At 63.8% G+C, this 16,219-nt stretch carries 16 protein-coding genes and 1 pseudogene; 13 read left to right on the forward strand and 4 right to left on the reverse strand.

The window, feature by feature from the left end:
* The 9 genes and pseudogenes from CQ12_RS42310 to CQ12_RS15925 all read left to right on the forward strand — a co-directional run.
* Positions 1 to 216: pseudogene (locus tag CQ12_RS42310) on the forward strand (hypothetical protein); the annotation flags it as partial.
* A gap of 281 nt (positions 217 to 497) precedes the next feature.
* The gene (locus CQ12_RS15890; RefSeq protein ID WP_057836242.1) at positions 498 to 722 is read left to right on the forward strand and encodes a hypothetical protein; all 225 of its coding nucleotides are present in this window, start codon (positions 498 to 500) and stop codon (positions 720 to 722) included.
* Between the two features lie 663 nt (positions 723 to 1,385).
* The gene (locus CQ12_RS15895) at positions 1,386 to 2,093 is read left to right on the forward strand and encodes a TetR/AcrR family transcriptional regulator (protein WP_057836243.1); all 708 of its coding nucleotides are present in this window, start codon (positions 1,386 to 1,388) and stop codon (positions 2,091 to 2,093) included.
* Entirely contained in the window at positions 2,090 to 2,875 is a 786-nt protein-coding gene (locus tag CQ12_RS15900; protein ID WP_057836244.1) for an HlyD family secretion protein, read from the forward strand. Before CQ12_RS15895 ends, CQ12_RS15900 begins: the two co-directional genes overlap by 4 nt.
* The gene (locus CQ12_RS15905; RefSeq protein WP_057836245.1) at positions 2,872 to 3,816 is read left to right on the forward strand and encodes an ABC transporter ATP-binding protein; all 945 of its coding nucleotides are present in this window, start codon (positions 2,872 to 2,874) and stop codon (positions 3,814 to 3,816) included. The genes CQ12_RS15900 and CQ12_RS15905 overlap by 4 nt, the downstream gene beginning before the upstream one ends.
* Positions 3,813 to 4,979 carry an ABC transporter permease gene (locus CQ12_RS15910; RefSeq protein ID WP_057836246.1) on the forward strand — a complete coding sequence of 389 codons (1,167 nt, stop codon included), beginning with the start codon at positions 3,813 to 3,815 and terminating at the stop codon, positions 4,977 to 4,979. The genes CQ12_RS15905 and CQ12_RS15910 overlap by 4 nt, the downstream gene beginning before the upstream one ends.
* Before the next feature lie 105 nt (positions 4,980 to 5,084).
* A complete protein-coding gene (locus tag CQ12_RS15915; RefSeq protein WP_057836247.1) occupies positions 5,085 to 6,392 on the forward strand; it encodes an adenylate/guanylate cyclase domain-containing protein in 1,308 nt (435 codons plus the stop codon).
* A 24-nt stretch (positions 6,393 to 6,416) separates the two neighbouring features.
* Entirely contained in the window at positions 6,417 to 6,800 is a 384-nt protein-coding gene (locus tag CQ12_RS15920; RefSeq protein WP_057836248.1) for a hypothetical protein, read from the forward strand.
* A gap of 16 nt (positions 6,801 to 6,816) precedes the next feature.
* Complete coding sequence (locus CQ12_RS15925) at positions 6,817 to 7,731, forward strand: PhzF family phenazine biosynthesis protein (RefSeq protein WP_057836249.1); 915 nt, start codon at positions 6,817 to 6,819, stop codon at positions 7,729 to 7,731.
* A gap of 86 nt (positions 7,732 to 7,817) precedes the next feature.
* Here CQ12_RS15925 and CQ12_RS15930 read toward each other — a convergent pair whose 3' ends face one another.
* Positions 7,818 to 8,282 (reverse strand): DUF488 domain-containing protein, encoded by a 465-nt coding sequence (locus CQ12_RS15930; protein WP_057836250.1) that lies wholly within the window; start codon positions 8,280 to 8,282, stop codon positions 7,818 to 7,820.
* 139 nt (positions 8,283 to 8,421) lie between these two features.
* On the opposite strand from CQ12_RS15930, the gene CQ12_RS15935 reads away from it, so the two are divergent.
* On the forward strand, positions 8,422 to 9,393 hold the full coding sequence (locus tag CQ12_RS15935) for a Bug family tripartite tricarboxylate transporter substrate binding protein (RefSeq protein WP_063799749.1): 972 nt from the start codon (positions 8,422 to 8,424) through the stop codon (positions 9,391 to 9,393).
* A gap of 7 nt (positions 9,394 to 9,400) precedes the next feature.
* Here the strand turns inward: CQ12_RS15935 and CQ12_RS15940 are convergent, their stop codons facing one another.
* Both CQ12_RS15940 and CQ12_RS15945 read right to left on the reverse strand, forming a co-directional pair.
* Entirely contained in the window at positions 9,401 to 10,228 is an 828-nt protein-coding gene (locus tag CQ12_RS15940) for a DUF72 domain-containing protein (protein WP_057836252.1), read from the reverse strand.
* 156 nt (positions 10,229 to 10,384) lie between these two features.
* On the reverse strand, positions 10,385 to 11,017 hold the full coding sequence (locus CQ12_RS15945; RefSeq protein ID WP_157088247.1) for a phasin family protein: 633 nt from the start codon (positions 11,015 to 11,017) through the stop codon (positions 10,385 to 10,387).
* A gap of 207 nt (positions 11,018 to 11,224) precedes the next feature.
* Here CQ12_RS15945 and CQ12_RS15950 point away from each other — a divergent pair, with 207 nt between their 5' ends.
* The 3 genes from CQ12_RS15950 to CQ12_RS15960 all read left to right on the forward strand — a co-directional run bounded on the left by CQ12_RS15950 (position 11,225) and on the right by CQ12_RS15960 (position 14,306).
* Complete coding sequence (locus tag CQ12_RS15950; protein ID WP_057836254.1) at positions 11,225 to 11,425, forward strand: hypothetical protein; 201 nt, start codon at positions 11,225 to 11,227, stop codon at positions 11,423 to 11,425.
* 243 nt (positions 11,426 to 11,668) lie between these two features.
* On the forward strand, positions 11,669 to 12,799 hold the full coding sequence (locus CQ12_RS15955; RefSeq protein WP_057836425.1) for a glycosyltransferase: 1,131 nt from the start codon (positions 11,669 to 11,671) through the stop codon (positions 12,797 to 12,799).
* A gap of 7 nt (positions 12,800 to 12,806) precedes the next feature.
* Positions 12,807 to 14,306 (forward strand): glycosyltransferase family 39 protein, encoded by a 1,500-nt coding sequence (locus tag CQ12_RS15960; RefSeq protein ID WP_057836255.1) that lies wholly within the window; start codon positions 12,807 to 12,809, stop codon positions 14,304 to 14,306.
* A gap of 9 nt (positions 14,307 to 14,315) precedes the next feature.
* On the opposite strand, the gene CQ12_RS15965 is transcribed toward CQ12_RS15960, so the two are convergent.
* Entirely contained in the window at positions 14,316 to 16,211 is a 1,896-nt protein-coding gene (locus tag CQ12_RS15965) for a CHASE2 domain-containing protein (RefSeq protein WP_057836256.1), read from the reverse strand.
* Positions 16,212 to 16,219: the final 8 nt, after the last annotated feature.

Below are 16,219 nucleotides of genomic sequence, written 5' to 3' on the forward strand. Positions count from 1 at the left end.
GGAAATCCATGTGCGCCACCAGCGAAGGCAGGGAGAAGGGCGAGAAGTGGTGCAAAACGCGCGATCTGGGGCAACACCCTTCCGGCCCTCAAGAAGGCGTGGAAATCGGTGGACAAGGTGACATCGGAGGCATTCGTCGGCATGTGGCGCGCGCGGGTCGCTGAATTCTATTCGAAGTACATGGCGACCGCCGTCGCCGCAGGGGCGAAGCAGTAATTTCGTCGCGTGGTCGGCAGAAGCTGCCGCATCCCGCCGCCGAGCCCGTCTCACTTCACGATTCAGAAATCGCCGCTAACGAGGTGGTCGACCAAGTGCCGATGTCTACTGCGGTCCCAGCCCCCCGCCTATGCGCAAGCGCATCTTCCGAACGGGAAAAAGTGGCACTAAGATTGAGAGGCCGACAAACAGATGGTGACGACCGCCTGAGTCATAACTCGCAAGTCCGTCACGTTGGTCTCCGCATCTCGGCGCGGTTTGATGAGATCGGAGAGCCTTCTTTGCTAAAAACATTCTACTTCGACGTGAAATGGGACGCTTCGGACCTTGCCCAGTTTAAAGAGAGGTTCGCGTCGGACGATGAAGCCATCCAGCATAGCAGGGACCTCGCCGCCCGGCTTCGGCAGCGTCACTTCAACAATCAACCGGGTCTTGTGATTTCGGTGCTTGACCAATCAGGCCTCGAAATTCACCGCGAAGATGTTTATCCCGAAGACAAGCATTGAGGTCGTCACTGTCGCCTGCCCAGAACCCGCCCGCTCGCGTCGTAAACGGTCGTCGTGCCGCTGCTGGTCGTGGACTCGCGGCTAATCACCTTGCCTCGGGAATCGTAGTTCGTGACCGTCCCGGCGCTGTCGGTCGCGGAGGTACCGATGCTCTTTCCCGGAAGAACGTAGAACCTCTTTGACGAGCCGACGCTTCGCTCGTTAGAGCGGCGAGGGCGAGCGCCAGCAGAATCTTGGCCATGCGGTTCACCGGGATTCTTTCAGGGGCGGCAGCCTCTCGACTGGTGATCTAGTATCCCGGAGACAGCTGTGATTGAATCGAGAAGCCGCAGCGTACTGGACCCCCCGCTTTCGCGGAGGATGACGGTTGGTGGGGGCTTCGGCATTTCACGTCATTGCGAGGCGCGAAAGCGACGAAGCAATCCATCGTCCCGCATGCGCTGAAGGATGGATTGCTTCGCTGCGCTCGCAATGACGTGGATGGACCGCAGCCTTACCGGACATCCCACACACGCGGCATATGACGCCCCCTTGGCAGGGCGCAAAATCCATCAAAACGGTAAGCGCGACCGGCGGGATCTCCGGACCTCGGTCACGCCCATGTGAAAGCCCGTTTCCATATCCAAAATTGACAATGACTGACCAGTCAGTCATAAATGGGGCATGACAAATGAAGCCACCAAAACCGCCAGGAAATCGCCCCCGAAGCCGGCCAACCGCCGCGCCGGGGCGAGGGTATCGGCGTCCTCGAAACCGCCGCCGCCTTCCAACCGCGCCGAACGCGCCGCCGAACGGCGCGGGGCCATCATCGAGGCGGCGATGGACGAGTTCATTGCGCGCGGGTTTGCGGCGACGCGGCTCGACGACATCGCCAAGCGCGCCGGCGTCGCCAAGGGCACGATCTACCTGCACTTCAAGGACAAGGAATCGATGTTCGAGGAATTGATCCGCACCGCCATCGTTCCGTTGATCAGCCGCCTCTGGGGCACCCCACCGCAGCCCGGGGCGTCGGTCCGCGACATGGTGGAGGGGTTTGCCAAGACCTTCATCGAGGAGGTGGCGACCACGCGGCGCGGCGACCTCGTGCGCCTGATCGTCGCCGAAGGGCCGCGATTCCCTGAGGTCGCCGACTTCTATTACCGCGAAGTGGTGTCGCGAGGCCTCACCGGCATGCGCGCGCTGATCGAACTCGGCATCGCGCGCGGCGAGATCCAGCACAAGAACCTGGCGCGATTTCCGCAAATCATGGTGGCGCCGGCGCTGATCGCCGTGATCTGGCAGAGCCTCTTCAGCAAGCACGCGCCACTGGATGCCCTCGAAATGTTCCGGGTGCATCTCGATCTGATTTTTGGCGAACGGAAAACAGCATGACTTCGTCGCGAACGATAACGATCCTGGTCGCGGTGGCACTGGCCGCCGTGGTCTCAGGCTGCAAGGAGCGCAGGGATCCGGGCTTTCAGGGCTGGGTCGAAGCCGACATGATCTTCGTCAGCCCCGACGAAAGCGGCCGTGTCACAAAGCTCAATGTGCGCGAGGGTGACCAGGTCAAGCCCGGCGACGCCCTCTATTCCGTCGACGACGATTTGCAGCAGGCCGACCTCAATCAGAACAAGGCGACGCTCGCCAATGCACAGCAGAGCTATGACCGTGCCGCGTCGCTGAGCAAGACCGGCTCGGGCACGCAGGCCACCCTCGACTCCGCGATCTCCGCGTTGCGTGTCGCGGAAGCTCGCGTCAACACCTCGCAGACCCGGCTGGCGCGGCGCAGCGGGTTTGCGCCGGTCGGCGGCACCATCCAGCAGATCTATTTCCGCGAAGGCGAGATGGTGCAGGCGCAGCGGCCGGTGCTGTCGATCATGCCGCCCGGCAACATGAAGGTGCGCTTCTTCGTACCGGAGACGGAGTTGCCGAAACTTGCGATCGGCGACGAGGTGAAGGTGACCTGCGACAATTGCGCAGCCGATCTCACCGCAAAAATCTACTTCATCGCGACGACGGCGGAATACACCCCGCCGGTGATCTACAGCCTCGATGAGCGCAACAAGCTGGTCTATTTGATCCAGGCGCGGCCGAGCCGGCCCGACGTGCTGCGTGTCGGCCAGCCGATCAGCGTATTCCTCAATCCCCGGACACCGGTGGCGGAAAAGCGATGAATTCGGTTTCGACATCGGCGCCTGATATCGCCATCAACGTCGAGGGTCTTTCCAAATCGTTCGGTGGCCGCGAGGTCGTGCATGATCTCTCGATGCAGGTGAAGCGCGGCTCGATCTACGGCTTTCTCGGGCCGAACGGTTCCGGCAAGACCACCACCATCCGCATGCTGTGTGGGCTGTTGACGCCGGATGCCGGCGAGGGCACCTGCCTCGGCTACGACATCCGCCGCGACGCCGACAAGATCAAGCGCCTGGTCGGCTACATGACGCAGCGCTTCAGCCTGTATCAGGATCTCTCGGTACGCGAGAACCTAGAATTCGTCGCGCGGCTCTACGGCCTGCGCGACGCGCGCGGCGCCGCACGCGACATGATCCAGCGCATCGGCCTGAACGGCCGCGAGGAGCAGCTTGCCGGCGAGCTATCCGGCGGCTGGAAGCAGCGGCTGGCGCTTGGTGCCTGCACGCTGCCCAATCCGCAATTGCTGCTCTTGGACGAGCCGACCGCCGGCGTCGATCCCAAGGCGCGGCGCGATTTCTGGAACGAGATCCACGCGCTCGCCGCCGAAGGCCTGACGGTGTTGGTCTCGACCCATTACATGGACGAAGCCGAGCGCTGTCATGAGATCGCCTACATCGCCTACGGCCATCTGCTGGCGCACGGCACGGTGGACGAGGTGATCGCGAAATCGGCGCTGTCGACCTGGACGGTTTCCGGCGACGATCTCAACGGACTTGCTGCAGAACTCACCGGCAAGCCGGGCGTCGACATGGTGGCGCCGTTCGGCACTAGCCTGCACGTCTCCGGGCGCGACAAGGCCGCGCTCGAAGCGACGATTGCGCCTTATCGCGACAGGAAGGGATGGCGCTGGGAGGACTCTGAGCCGTCGCTGGAAGACGTGTTCATCGATCTCATGACCCGCTCAAAGGACAATTTCCAATGAGTGCGACCGACGTTGCCGGCCAGAATCGCGAGGTGCCGGAGCCGCGTTTCGGCTTCTGGCGCCGCAACTATGCGATGCTGGTCAAGGAATTCATCCAGCTCCGCCGCGACCGCGTTTCGTTCGCGATGATCGTGATGATCCCGGTGATGCAACTGCTACTGTTCGGCTATGCCATCAACACCACGCCGCGGCACTTGCCGACGGCGGTGCTGGTCCAGGAGGATAGCGACCTGGCACGCTCGGTGCTGAAGGCGATGGAGAACACCAGCTATTTCCGCTTCACCCGCGAAGTGCACAGCGTCGCAGAGTTCGACGATCTCCTGCAGTCCGGCAAGGTGCTGTTCGGGGTCGAGATCCCGCGTGGCTTCGAGCGTGCGGTGCGGCGCGGCGACCGTCCGGCGCTGCTGGTCGCCGCCGACGCGACCGATCCGGTCGCGGCCGGCTCTGCGCTCGGCTCCCTCGGTGCCCTCGTGCAGACTGCGCTGGCGCATGACCTCCACATCGGCGATCCGTCCGAGATGCCGTTCGAGATCAGGGCGCATGCCCGCTATAACCCGGCGGCCGAGTCGCGGCTCAATATCGTGCCGGGCCTGGTCGGCACCATCCTGACCATGACCATGCTGATCTTCACCGCGCTGTCGGTGACGCGCGAGATCGAGCGCGGCACGATGGAGAGCCTGCTGTCGATGCCGATCAGGCCGGTGGAGGTGATGTTCGGCAAGATCATCCCTTACGTTATCGTCGGCTTCGTCCAGGCCACGCTGATCGTCAGCATCGGGGTCCTCTTGTTCGGGGTACCGATCCTCGGCAGCGTGGTGCTGCTGGCTGCGCTGACGACGCTGTTCATCACCACCAATCTGTCGATCGGCTACACCTTCTCCACCATCGTGCAGAACCAGTTGCAGGCGATGCAGATGTCGATGATGTTCTTCCTGCCCAGCATTCTCCTGTCCGGATTCATGTTTCCGTTCGCAGGCATGCCGGTGTGGGCGCAGTATCTCGGCGAGGCACTGCCGCTGACGCATTACATCCGCATCGTCCGCGCCATCATGCTGAAGGGCGCGGCGCCTTCCAACCTGCAGTACGACACGATTGCACTGATTGTACTGATGCTGGTGGCGATGACGATCGCCGTGACACGCTTCCGTCGTACGCTGGATTGAGGTTATATTTTTTGCAGTCATTCCGGGGCGCCTCGAAGAGGCGAGCCCGGAATCTCGAGATTCCGGGTTCACGCTGCGCGTGCCCCGGAATGACAAGAGGCCATTATGCTTGGGTTCTGGGGCAAGAGAAAGAGTGACGAAGACGCCGGAGTATCGGCCGACTTCCAGCGCGCGTTGACGCGGGAAGTGATGGCGACCGAGCTGCTCCGCATCAAGGCGCTGATTGGAACGACCTTGGCATTGTCAGTGATTCTCTGGACCGTCTATTTCCTCGCGCCCGAGAAGGTGAGCCAGGTCTGGCACGGCAATCTCAAGCCGCACTATCTCTATTCGGTGATGGTCCCGTTCATCCTGTTCGAGCTCTGGGTGCACGGGGCGATCAGCCGGCACATGCGAGAGGGCCGTGATCTGCCCTTGTTTCGGCGCTACCTCGGCGCGCTGATCGAAACCTCGATGCCAACGGCTGCGCTGGCGCTGCATATCAACAGCATGGGATCGGTGGCCGCGCTCGGCTTCGTGGTCCCGCTGACCTATTTCATCTTCATTATCCTCTCCACGCTGCGGCTGGACTTCTGGCTCTCCACATTCACCGGCTTCGTCGCCGCGACGCAGCTGCTTGCGATGGCGATATTCTATCATCCGGATCCCGGTCAGGACGTAAACGTCTTCTATCACGCCGCGCGTAGCCTGATTCTCCTGATTGGCGGCGTGCTCGCAGGCGCAGTCGGGCACCAGTTGCGGCGGCAGTTCGAAAAGAGCATCATGGCGGCGACCGCGCGCGACCGCATCACCAACCTGTTCGGCCAGCACGTCTCCCCGCAGGTGGTCGAGCGCCTGATGGCCGAGGGCGTCGGCACCGGCAGCGACATCCGCCGCGTCGCCGTCATGTTCGTCGATTTCCGCAGCTTCACCGCCGGCGCGCGCAGCCGCTCGCCGCAGGAGGTGGTGGAGCGTCTCGACGGCGCCTTTGCCATCCTGGTCGACATCCTCGATCGCCACGGCGGCATCGTGAACAAGTTTCTCGGCGACGGATTTCTGGCGCTGTTCGGCGCGCCGCTCGAAGCGCCGGACCCGGCGCACCGCGCGGTCGCCGCGGCGCGCGAGATGCTCGAAGCAAACGAGCGGGTCAATGAAGCCACGAGCTGGCCGCTGCGGATCGGCATCGGCATTCACCTCGGCGAAGTCGTCGCCGGCAATATCGGCTCGCCGCGCCGCAAGGAATACACCGTGATCGGCGACACCGTGAACTTCGCCTCGCGGTTGGAGGCGCTCAACAAGGATTTCAACTCGCAGTTCCTGATCTCGGAAGCCGTCCGCGATGCGCTGGGCGAAGCGTGCGGCGATGCCATTTCGCTCGGCGAGGTCGAGGTCAGGGGCTATGAGCGGCCGATGGCCGTGTGGCGATTGGGATAGGGGCCGAGCGCTCAGGAATTTCGCATGTCATCCAAGGATAGATCGGTTACCCAATTTCTCAATGTCGATCTCGACATTCGTGTGCAAGATGGGTTGGAGACGCTCCTCGACGCCATGGCGTCTTCCGTGATCGTGTTGAACCAAACTGCACAAACTGCGTCTGTAGAGTTGAATGAGTCCTACTTATCGCTTGAGGAGACCACCGCAAAGCTCGTTGAGTTGGTCAATTCGTTGTCGTCCGAAGCGAGGACGATTTGGGAACAGTGCGAGTTGCGAAGTCTCAACATCGGCATCCTGGCAGGCGTTGAACCGCATTCGTCCGAATTTGCTATCTCGAAGGAGACCGTGTCGGCGATCGCCGATGCCGGGCTTGAAATCGTCGTCACGGTTTATGCCCCACGTAATTGAGAATCAGGAGCAGCATATGCAGCGCCGTTACATCACTGTGGACGTTTTCACCGATCGCGCTTTCGGCGGCAATCCGCTGGGCGTGGTGCTCGATGCCGGCGGGCTGTCGACCGGACAGATGCAGGCCATCGCCAGGGAGTTCAATTATTCGGAGACGACGTTCGTGCTGCCGCCGCGCGAGTCCGACCATGACGCCGAGGTTCGCATCTTCACGGTGAACCGGGAGATCCCGTTCGCCGGTCATCCCAATGTCGGCACCGCCTTCGTGCTGGCGACGCTGGCGGAAAAGCCGCCCGCGCGGCTGTTGTTCGAAGAAAAGGCCGGCCTCGTGCCGGTCGAGGTCGTGACCGAGCAGGGCAAGGTCGTCAGCACCGAATTCACCGCGCCGCAGCTGTTGAAGCGGATGTCGCAGGTCAGTGCCGAGCAGGCAGCGGCTCTGCTTACACTGTCGGCGAGCGACGTGAGAACCGACCGGCATCCGCCGCAGGTCATCTCAGTCGGACTGTCGTTCATCGCGGTCGAACTCGCCTCGCGCGAGGCGCTGCGGCGCGCCAGGCCCGATGCTGCAACGTTCGCGAAAACCTTCCCGTGTGATGGCAGCGACGCCGTCTACTTCTATACGCGCGACGTGCCATCGGGCGAAAAGCCGCTCGACTTGCAGGCGCGGATGTTCCATCCCGGCGCCAGCGGGCTGTCCGAAGATCCGGCGACCGGCAGCGCGACGGCGGCTGCCGCGGCGCTGCTCGCGGATCTCGACGACATCAGGGATGGCGAATTGAAATTGCGGATCGGGCAGGGCGTCGACATGGGCCGGCCGAGCCTGTTGCTGACCCGCGTCCGAAAGCAGAACGGCGCGATTGCATCCATTCACGTCGGCGGCAGCAGCGTGAAGATGATGGAAGGAACGTTCGAGCTAAAGGGCGCGGAGTGAGCTTCGTAGCCCGGATGAGCGAAGCGACATCCGGGACAACTCGAAGACCGGACCCGGATGTCGCTCCGCTCATCCGGGCTACGGCTTCACACCTGCGGCGCGACCAGGTTCTCGACCTTCACGCCGTCGCGGTCCTCGATGATCTCGGCGATCCATTGCCGGTGACAATGGGTATGATCACGCTCGTAGCAGAGAATGCACACCGGCCCCGATTGCTTCACCAGCGCCGACAACTCGTCGAGCTCCTCCTTCGCTTGCACCGTCTTGAGATGCGCCGAATAGATTTTGTGCAACAGACCGAATTTGCCGCTGCGCGCCGCCTCGCGGCCCGACTTCGGCGTGCCCAGTCCCTTCAGGTGCAGATAGGAAATGCCGCGCTCGTCGAGACCGGCAGCAAGCTGATTCTTGGAAAAGCCCGGCCGCCGCGATGCCGCGACTGCGCGCACGTCCACCAGCAGCTTGACGCCTGCGGCCTCCAGCTCGTCGAGCACCGCCTTCGCCGGGGTCTGCTCATAGCCGATGGTGAAAAGGCGTTTGGTCCTGCGGGCCATATCGATCCAGACATTATGTCGCTGGCGCAAGGCTACGGTAATGGCCGATCGATGGCTACATCCGCGTTGCCCATGGGGACGGCATGCCTCATAGTTGCGGCAAGAGCCAGTCGATGGCCAATTGCTACAGGGGGACACGATGAACCGAATTTGCCGCTCGTTGACGTGGATGCTCGCATTCCTCGGATTGGGCATTGCCACAGCGCACGCACAGGGCGGCTATCCCGACCGTGCGGTGAAGATCATCGTCCCGATCGGTCCCGGCGGCAGCTACGATCTGGTCGGGCGGCAACTCGCCGACGCGCTGTCGAAGCGGATGGGGCAGGCCTTCGTCGTTGAGAACAAGCCGGGCGCCGGCACCGTGGTTGGCACGCAGGCCGCCAGCCAGAGCGAGCCGGACGGCTACACGCTTGTTGTCGGCGGGCTCTCCAACATGGCGTTCAATTCGGCGCTGTATTCCAAGCTCGCCTACGATCCGCGCAAGGATTTCGTGCCGGTCGCCCTGATCTACAAGTTCGGCTACGTCATGGTCGGCCGCAAGGACCTGCCGCACGGCAAGCTGGCCGACATCGTCGCTGCCGCCAAGGCCAACCCAGGCTCGATCACGGTGGCGACGGCCGGCGTCGGCACCGGCCAGCAGCTGGTGGCGGCCGCCTTCATGAAAGCCGCGGGCGTGAAATTTCAGGAAATACCCTACAAGGGTTCGCCGCCGGCCTTCACCGATCTGCTGGCGGGCCGCATCGACCTGTTTTTCGATTCGAACGCCGCCGGGCTGCCTTACGTTCAGTCGGGCCAGGCGAAGGGCATTGCGCTGCTGTCGTCGAAGCGCAGCCCGCTGGCGCCCGACGTGCCGACGATGTCGGAAGCCGGCGTATCCGGCCTCGATGTCGATTCCTGGCTCGGGATCTTCGCGCCGGCGAAAACCCCGCCGGACGTGATCGCAAAACTGCGCCGGGAAATCCGCGCCTCGCTGCCCGAACTCAAGGACCGCTTCGAGAAGAGCGGCGGCGAAGTGTGGGACCTTGCGGACGACAAGGTCGACGCCTTCGTCGCCTCGGAATACGAGAGCTGGACCAGGCTGATCCGCGAAGCCGGCATCAAGCTCGATTGACGCGGGACTACTTCACCCGCTCGATCAACTCCATGGCGCCCGCCGGCGCGCGCACCTTGCCCTCGTGGATCACGTAGGCAAACACGTCGCGCGGCGCCTTCGCAGGCTTGGCGGTCTTGTCGACCCGCGGCAGATCGTCCGGTTCGCCGCCTGTGGCCCAGGCCTGGAACCGCTTGGCCCAGGCGTCGAGCTGCTTCGGCGGATAACACGTCTTGAGCTCGTCATTGCCCTTCTGCAGCCGCGCATAAACGAAGTCGCTGACGACATCGGCAATCGCGGGATATTTGCCATGCTCGGCGAACACAACCGGCGTTTCGAACTCGCGCAGCAAGGCGACGAATTCCGGCACGCAGAAACTGTCATGCCGCACCTCGACCACGTGTCGCAGCGCGCGTCCCTCGAGCTTGCGCGGCAGGAGTTCGAGGAACTTGCCGAAATCAGCGCCGTCGAATCTTTTGGTCGGCGCGAATTGCCACAGCACCGGGCCGAGCCGGTCGCCCAGCTCCATCACGCCGGAATCGTAGAAGCGTTTTACGGAATCGCCGGCTTCCGCCAGCACACGACGGTTGGTCGCGAAGCGCGGTCCCTTCAATGAGAACACGAAGCCATCAGGCACCTCGCGCGCCCATTTGCGAAAACTCTCCGGCTTCTGCGAGCCGTAATAGGTGCCGTTGATCTCGATCGAGGTCAGTTTCGACGCGGCATAGGACAGCTCCTTCGCCTGCGCGAGCTTCTCGGGATAAAACACCCCGCGCCACGGCTCAAAGGTCCAGCCGCCGATGCCGATAAAGATGCTGCCGCTGTTTTTCGCGGTCGATTTCGCTGGCTTGCTCACGGAGAGACTCTTCGGAAGAGAGGCGGGAGGTTCCGGCCGATGTTAGCCAAATAGGCTCCGATTGGCCAGTTTCCAGGCGGAGTCAGACGAAAAAGGCCCCGGAGCACCGGAGCCTTTTTGATTCCCAACTGCACCAATCAGTTTCGCCGGACGTCGTTACGACTTGCCGCGCGTTTCCGGCGCCTTGCCTACGAAGCCCTGAAATGGCTGGAAGGTCTGCTTGGCGAGCTTGCTGTGGAGTTCGCAGATCCTCTGCGATTCGGCCACGGAGTTCTCGTAAGCCCGCTTCACGAATTCGCTTTGAACCGTCATCGCCTTGTCGAGCGAGCGAACGGTGCTGAGCTGCTCGACAAAGGACCCGAACTCCTCGAGCGATTTCCGGGTGTAGTCGCGATAGGCGTTGGCGATGGTCTGCAGGCTGACCGGCGCGGGCTCCGCCGCAGACTTGACCGGCTCGGACGGGATCGACGCGGACTGGACCGGCGCGGCCTCGGCTGGCGAGGGTTCGGCCGGCGCGGGCTCGGCGGGTGAGGGCGCCGCAATCGGCTGCAACTCAGGCGCCACGGCGACGGTTTCGACTGGAGTGTCGGCCGCTGGCTGATCCACCTTCGGGCTCTCCGCGTGAACCGGCTCCGGCTGCAGCTGAAGATCCTGATCCGGGCTTTGCAGTTCAACCGGCGCCGGGCTCGCGGTCGGGCTCGCCTGGGCAGCGGCCTTCTTGCCCCGCTCTCCCTTCCGGTTGCGCCGTCCGGATTTCCCGGCCGGTTTGCCCTGATCTGTATTCGACATCTTCATCCCCTATTCCCTGTCAAATCAAAGGTCGAGACTCTGCCATGTTTGCGATCTAATCGCGGTTCTTGCTTGTCAGTTACGCGGCACTCGCGTGGTGAGATTTTGAAGCGCGGCCGGTTTTCTCGCTGGCCGCCACCGAGGGCCTATTTCTCCTAACGCTTGTTCCATGATATCTGTTTCTAATCAGGCAGGGGATGGTTGACTATGAATTCGCAGTCCGTCGCGGGTCTTTTAGGAGCCATCGTCGCTTCGATCGTGATGGTAGTCGCGGTTGCCTATGGGCCGATCGGCCAGTTCGGAAAGCCCGCCAAGCCGGCCAGTATCCAGCAACCGGTGCCGGTGCAGGTGCAGCCGGTTCCCGGGCCAGCACCGCGCGGGCAGGTGATTCGGGAAGTGCCGAATTAGGATCGGCCCCTTGCGAAACGCCAGCGGCGTTCCCATATCGCGTCTAACGGCGACGTTGATGCTTCAAAGGCTCCGGCGCTGGGACGACCATGAATAGTTTGGCTGCGCCGGATGTACGCGCGCCCTCTGTTCGTGGTCGTTGGCATTTTAGGCGCTTTTTTAAGGCCGTTTTCCCCTACTGAATGACTGTTCCGGAACCCCCGCCTTGGCATGTCGGGCGGCTGCGGATATACGCTGGCGGCCATGAATCAAGCCATCAAACCGCCCCCCGAGTCGCCGCTGCAGGCCGGTTTGCCTGAGCTTTCGGTCGTTGTTCCGACCTTCAACGAACGCGACAACGTCACCGTGCTGTACAGGCGGCTGGAAGCCACGCTGGCCGGCATGGCCTGGGAAGTGGTCTTTGTTGACGACAATTCCCCCGACGGGACCTGGGAAGTGGTGCGGGCCCTGGCGCGGAAGGATTCCCGCGTGCGCTGCATCCGCCGGATCGGGCGGCGCGGCCTGTCCGGCGCCTGCATCGAGGGCATTTTGGCCTCGAGCGCGCCCTATGCGGCCGTGATCGACGCCGATTTGCAGCATGACGAAACGCAACTGCCGAAGATGGTTGCGCTGCTGCGGAGCGGCGAGGCGGAACTCGTGGTCGGCAGCCGCTACATCGAGGGCGGCAGCGCCGACAGTTTCAACAAGCAGCGGGCAGGGGCCAGTCAGCTTGCGACCGAGGTCGCCAAGCGCACGCTGAAGGTCGAGATTGCCGATCCCATGAGCGGTTTCTTCATGATCCGCCGCGACCGCTTCGAGCAACTGGCGCCGCAGCTCTCGACCCAGGGCTTCAAGATCCTGCTCGACATCATCGCGACCGCGCAAGGCAAGCTGCGCACAATTGAAGTTCCCTACACGTTCGGTTCGCGCCAGCACGGCGAGAGCAAGCTCGATTCCATGGTGGCGCTGGACTTCCTCGGTCTGGTGCTGGCGAAGCTGACGCACGACGTTGTGTCGCTGCGCTTCATCTTGTTCGCGATGGTCGGGGGCACCGGCCTTGTCGTGCATCTCGCGACGCTGTTCGTCGCGCTCGAAATCTTCAAGGAGCCGTTTGCGGAGGCGCAGGCCGCCGGCGCGCTGGTCGCCATGACCAGCAATTTCATCCTGAACAATTTCCTCACCTATCGCGACCAGCGGCTGAAGGGGTTTGCCATCCTGCGCGGCCTGTTGCTGTTCTATCTGGTTTGCGGCGTCGGGCTGCTCGCCAATGTCGGCGTCGCGTTCGCGGTCTTCGACCAGGAACCGATCTGGTGGCTTGCGGGGCTTGCCGGCGCGCTGATGGGCGTGGTCTGGAATTACGCGATGTCCGGACTGTTCGTCTGGCGCAAGCGATGATCGGAAGATGACCGCGAACGAGGCGCGGGTTGCCCTCAACACCGGCCTTGCGATCCTGGCGCTGGTGGCATTGCGCCTGATCGCGGCGGCGTTCACGCCGATCACCTTCGACGAAGCCTATTACTGGATGTGGTCCAAGCATCTGGCCGGCGGCTATTACGATCATCCGCCGATGGTCGCCGTGGTGATCCGGCTCGGCACCCTGATCGCAGGCGATACCGAGTTCGGCGTGCGGCTGGTCTCGATCCTCCTGGCGCTGCCGATGAGCTGGGCGATCTACCAGGCCGCCGCCATCCTGTTCGGCAGCCGGCGCGTCGCGGCCTCGTCGGCGATCCTGCTGAACGTCACGCTGATGGCCGCGGTCGGCACCATGATCGTGACGCCGGACGCGCCGCTGCTGGTGGCTTCCAGTCTGCTGCTGTTTGCGCTCGCCAAGGTGCTGCAGACCGGGCGTGGCGTGTGGTGGCTCGCGGTCGGCGCCGCCGCCGGCTGCGCGCTGCTGTCGAAATACACCGCGCTGTTCTTCGGACCTGCGATCCTGATCTGGCTGATCGCCGTTCCCAAATTGCGGCCCTGGCTGATCTCGCCCTGGCTTTATCTCGGCGGGCTCGTGGCGCTCCTGATGTTTGCACCGGTCGTTCTCTGGAACGCCGAGCACCATTGGGTGTCCTTCATCAAGCAGATGGGGCGGGCGAGGATCGCGGATTTTCGTCCCGTCTACATCGCCGAACTGATCCCGACGCAGATCGCGTTCGCGACGCCGCTGGTGTGGATGCTCGGCGCGATGGGGCTTTATGCGCTTTTCCGCCGCCGCGCCGGCGCGCATCCGGCGCGCGCGCTGGTCAATACGATGTTCTGGATCATCGTCGCCTATTTCGTCTGGCATTCGCTGCATGCGCGCGTCGAGGCTAACTGGTTTGCGCCGGTCTATCCGGCATTTGTCGTCGCCGCCGCCGTCGCCGCGCACCTCGTCGAATGGCAGCCGCGCTGGCAGCGCGTGGTCGATTTCTGCCGGCGCTGGGCGGTGCCGGGCGGCGTCCTGATGTTCGTGCTGCTGGTCGTGCAGGCCGACACCGGCATGCTGTCGGGCTATCGCCGCGACGCCACCGTGCGTAGCGTCGCCGTCGGCTGGCGCGAGACGGCCGATGCCATCGAGGCGGTGAGGGCGCGGACGGGAGCCAAATGCGTGCTGGCGTTGGATTATGGCACCACCGGCTGGCTCGCCTTCCATCTGCCGAAGGGCACCTGTGTGGCGCAGCAGAACCAGCGCATCCGCTGGGTCAACATGCCCGAGCCCGATGCGGCGCAACTCGCCGGCCCGCTGCTCCTTGTCCGCGAGATCTGGCCGGGGGATCCGCCGCTGACGGACAAGTTCGCCAGCGTCGAGAAGGTCGGCGACGTCGAGCGCAAGCGTGGGCCGCTTCTGATCGAGACCTATGCGCTCCATCTCCTGCGCGGGCCGAAGAGCGGGGTGTTCGACCGCACGCCGCCGCCGGAATTGCAATAGGGCGGCCGGTCACTCGGCGGCGTCGGGATGCCTGCGTTGATCCATGGCGGAATGTTCGCTCTGCCATAGCCAGACGGCGAGCGAGCCGGACCTGCCGCGAATCTGCGCCTCGACGGGACCGGCAAGGCTGCCGGTCTTCAGCCGCGCGCCGGTGCGTTCGGCAGCAACGCGCAGCGTGTCGCTGAGCGCCAGCCGGACATCATGGCGGGCCGCCACTTCCATCAGACGGCTTGCCACGTTCACGGTGTCGCCGGTCGCGGTGATGTGCTGATGGTTGCGGCCGCCGAGCCGGGAGGCGACGATCGGCCCGAAATGCGCGCCGATCTTGAAGCCGATCCGATGGGCGATTGCCGGCGGCAGCGCCGCGATCCAGCGTTCGGTCTTGACGCAGAGCGCAATCGAACATTGCCCGGCGCGCGCAGCGTCATCCACCACCGCCTCCGGCAGGCCGAACAGGATCATGGCGCCGTCGCCGAGGAAGCTCGTGATCATGCCGCCGCACCGCGTCACTTCCTTGTCGACCAGCGCGTGAAATTCCTTCAGCAAGCTTCTCGTTACATCCGGGTCGAGCGTCTCGCTGAGCGAGGTAAATCCGGAGAGATCGACGAACACGACGGCGGCGTCCTGCCTGACCGGCGCCAGCAGGAAGTCGGGATCGCGTCGCAGCCATTGCTGCAGGCCCGGCGTGTGGAATTGTTCGAGCAGTCTGTTTTGCGCGGCGAGGCGCTGGGCGCTGCGCCGGCCCGACCATAGTTGAACGGCGCCGAACAGCATCAGCGGCGGCGCTGCCGCGGCGATGGTCGTCGCAGCGTCCAGCCATATGCCGTGCGCGAAAGCAATCGCGTTGGCAGCCGCCCATGCCAGCAACATCGCGCTGACCGCCACTAGGCCGATTGCGTTTCGCCGCCAGGCCAGGAGACCTATCAGCAGCAGCGGCAGCAGCACCGTCGTCGCGGCCTCGGCGATCCGAACCGTCCGGTCGCGCACGAGGCCGTCTCCTGCGACCAGATGCGTGATCGCGGTGGAAATGATTTCGACGCCCGGCATCAGTGAATCGAACGGCGTCGGAAAGAAGTCGCCGGCGCCGGTCGCGGTCGCGCCGATGACGACGATCCGGCCCTGGATGGCTTGCCTGTCGATCTGGCCGTCGATCACATTGGCGGCGCTAATGGTACGAATGGTGTGGCGGGGGCCGTAATAGGAAATCGGCAGCGCATAGTCGGAAGCAGTCGCGATCGGCCGATCGCCGAATGTGAGGCGGTCGGGCTCGATCGTCAGCCTCTCGCCGATCGCGATGGAGGCGACCCGCAGCGGAAACGACAATTCGATCTTGTCGCGCGTCCGGAACAGCATCGGGACCGACAGCGGCGTGCCGGTCTGGCCCGTCGCCACGTTGGCGATGCCGACTTCCGCGCGATCGGCAAATGCCGGTAGCGGCAGCAGGAAGCGGTCGGCTTTCGGCAGGTGGGCCAGCGGGCCATCGTTCTCCGTCGAAGACTGAACGACGTTCGGAAATATCGCCGCCGCCGCCAGCACGGTCGGGCGCGCTGCGAACGATTGCGCGAGCGCCGCGTCGCCATCGGCAGGACCCTTGTCGAGCAGCAGCAGATCGACGGCAATGACCTTCGGCTCCAGCCGCGCGATCGCCTCGACGATCCTGGCCAGCTCCGTGCGGGGCAGGGGATAGGTGCCGCCGAGCTTGACGATGGTGTCGTCGATCGCGACGATCGTGACGACATCCGGCGGCGCCTTTACGCCGCGCACCAGCGTGCGAACATCGGTCAACGCCGACTCCAGCCGGTCGAGAAACCGCAGATGGCCGCTCGAATGGCCGAGCCAGATCGCGCCTGCCCATAATCCTGTGCAGAGCAACGCGACCAGAATATGAAGACGTCGATGGTTCATCGGCTCGG

Source organism: Bradyrhizobium jicamae, assembly GCF_001440395.1.
In the GTDB taxonomy this organism is placed as follows: Bacteria; Pseudomonadota; Alphaproteobacteria; order Rhizobiales; family Xanthobacteraceae; genus Bradyrhizobium; species Bradyrhizobium jicamae.

Coding starts and splice junctions, on each gene's coding strand:
- CQ12_RS15895 (WP_057836243.1), top strand. CDS start 1,386: ATGACAAATGAAGCCACCAAAACCGCCAGGAAATCGCCCCCGAAGCCG.
- CQ12_RS15900 (WP_057836244.1), top strand. CDS start 2,090: ATGACTTCGTCGCGAACGATAACGATCCTGGTCGCGGTGGCACTGGCC.
- CQ12_RS15905 (WP_057836245.1), top strand. CDS start 2,872: ATGAATTCGGTTTCGACATCGGCGCCTGATATCGCCATCAACGTCGAG.
- CQ12_RS15910 (WP_057836246.1), top strand. CDS start 3,813: ATGAGTGCGACCGACGTTGCCGGCCAGAATCGCGAGGTGCCGGAGCCG.
- CQ12_RS15915 (WP_057836247.1), top strand. CDS start 5,085: ATGCTTGGGTTCTGGGGCAAGAGAAAGAGTGACGAAGACGCCGGAGTA.
- CQ12_RS15920 (WP_057836248.1), top strand. CDS start 6,417: ATGTCATCCAAGGATAGATCGGTTACCCAATTTCTCAATGTCGATCTC.
- CQ12_RS15925 (WP_057836249.1), top strand. CDS start 6,817: ATGCAGCGCCGTTACATCACTGTGGACGTTTTCACCGATCGCGCTTTC.
- CQ12_RS15930 (WP_057836250.1), bottom strand. CDS start 8,282: ATGGCCCGCAGGACCAAACGCCTTTTCACCATCGGCTATGAGCAGACC.
- CQ12_RS15935 (WP_063799749.1), top strand. CDS start 8,422: ATGAACCGAATTTGCCGCTCGTTGACGTGGATGCTCGCATTCCTCGGA.
- CQ12_RS15945 (WP_157088247.1), bottom strand. CDS start 11,017: ATGTCGAATACAGATCAGGGCAAACCGGCCGGGAAATCCGGACGGCGC.
- CQ12_RS15950 (WP_057836254.1), top strand. CDS start 11,225: ATGAATTCGCAGTCCGTCGCGGGTCTTTTAGGAGCCATCGTCGCTTCG.
- CQ12_RS15955 (WP_057836425.1), top strand. CDS start 11,669: ATGAATCAAGCCATCAAACCGCCCCCCGAGTCGCCGCTGCAGGCCGGT.
- CQ12_RS15960 (WP_057836255.1), top strand. CDS start 12,807: ATGACCGCGAACGAGGCGCGGGTTGCCCTCAACACCGGCCTTGCGATC.
- CQ12_RS15965 (WP_057836256.1), bottom strand. CDS start 16,211: ATGAACCATCGACGTCTTCATATTCTGGTCGCGTTGCTCTGCACAGGA.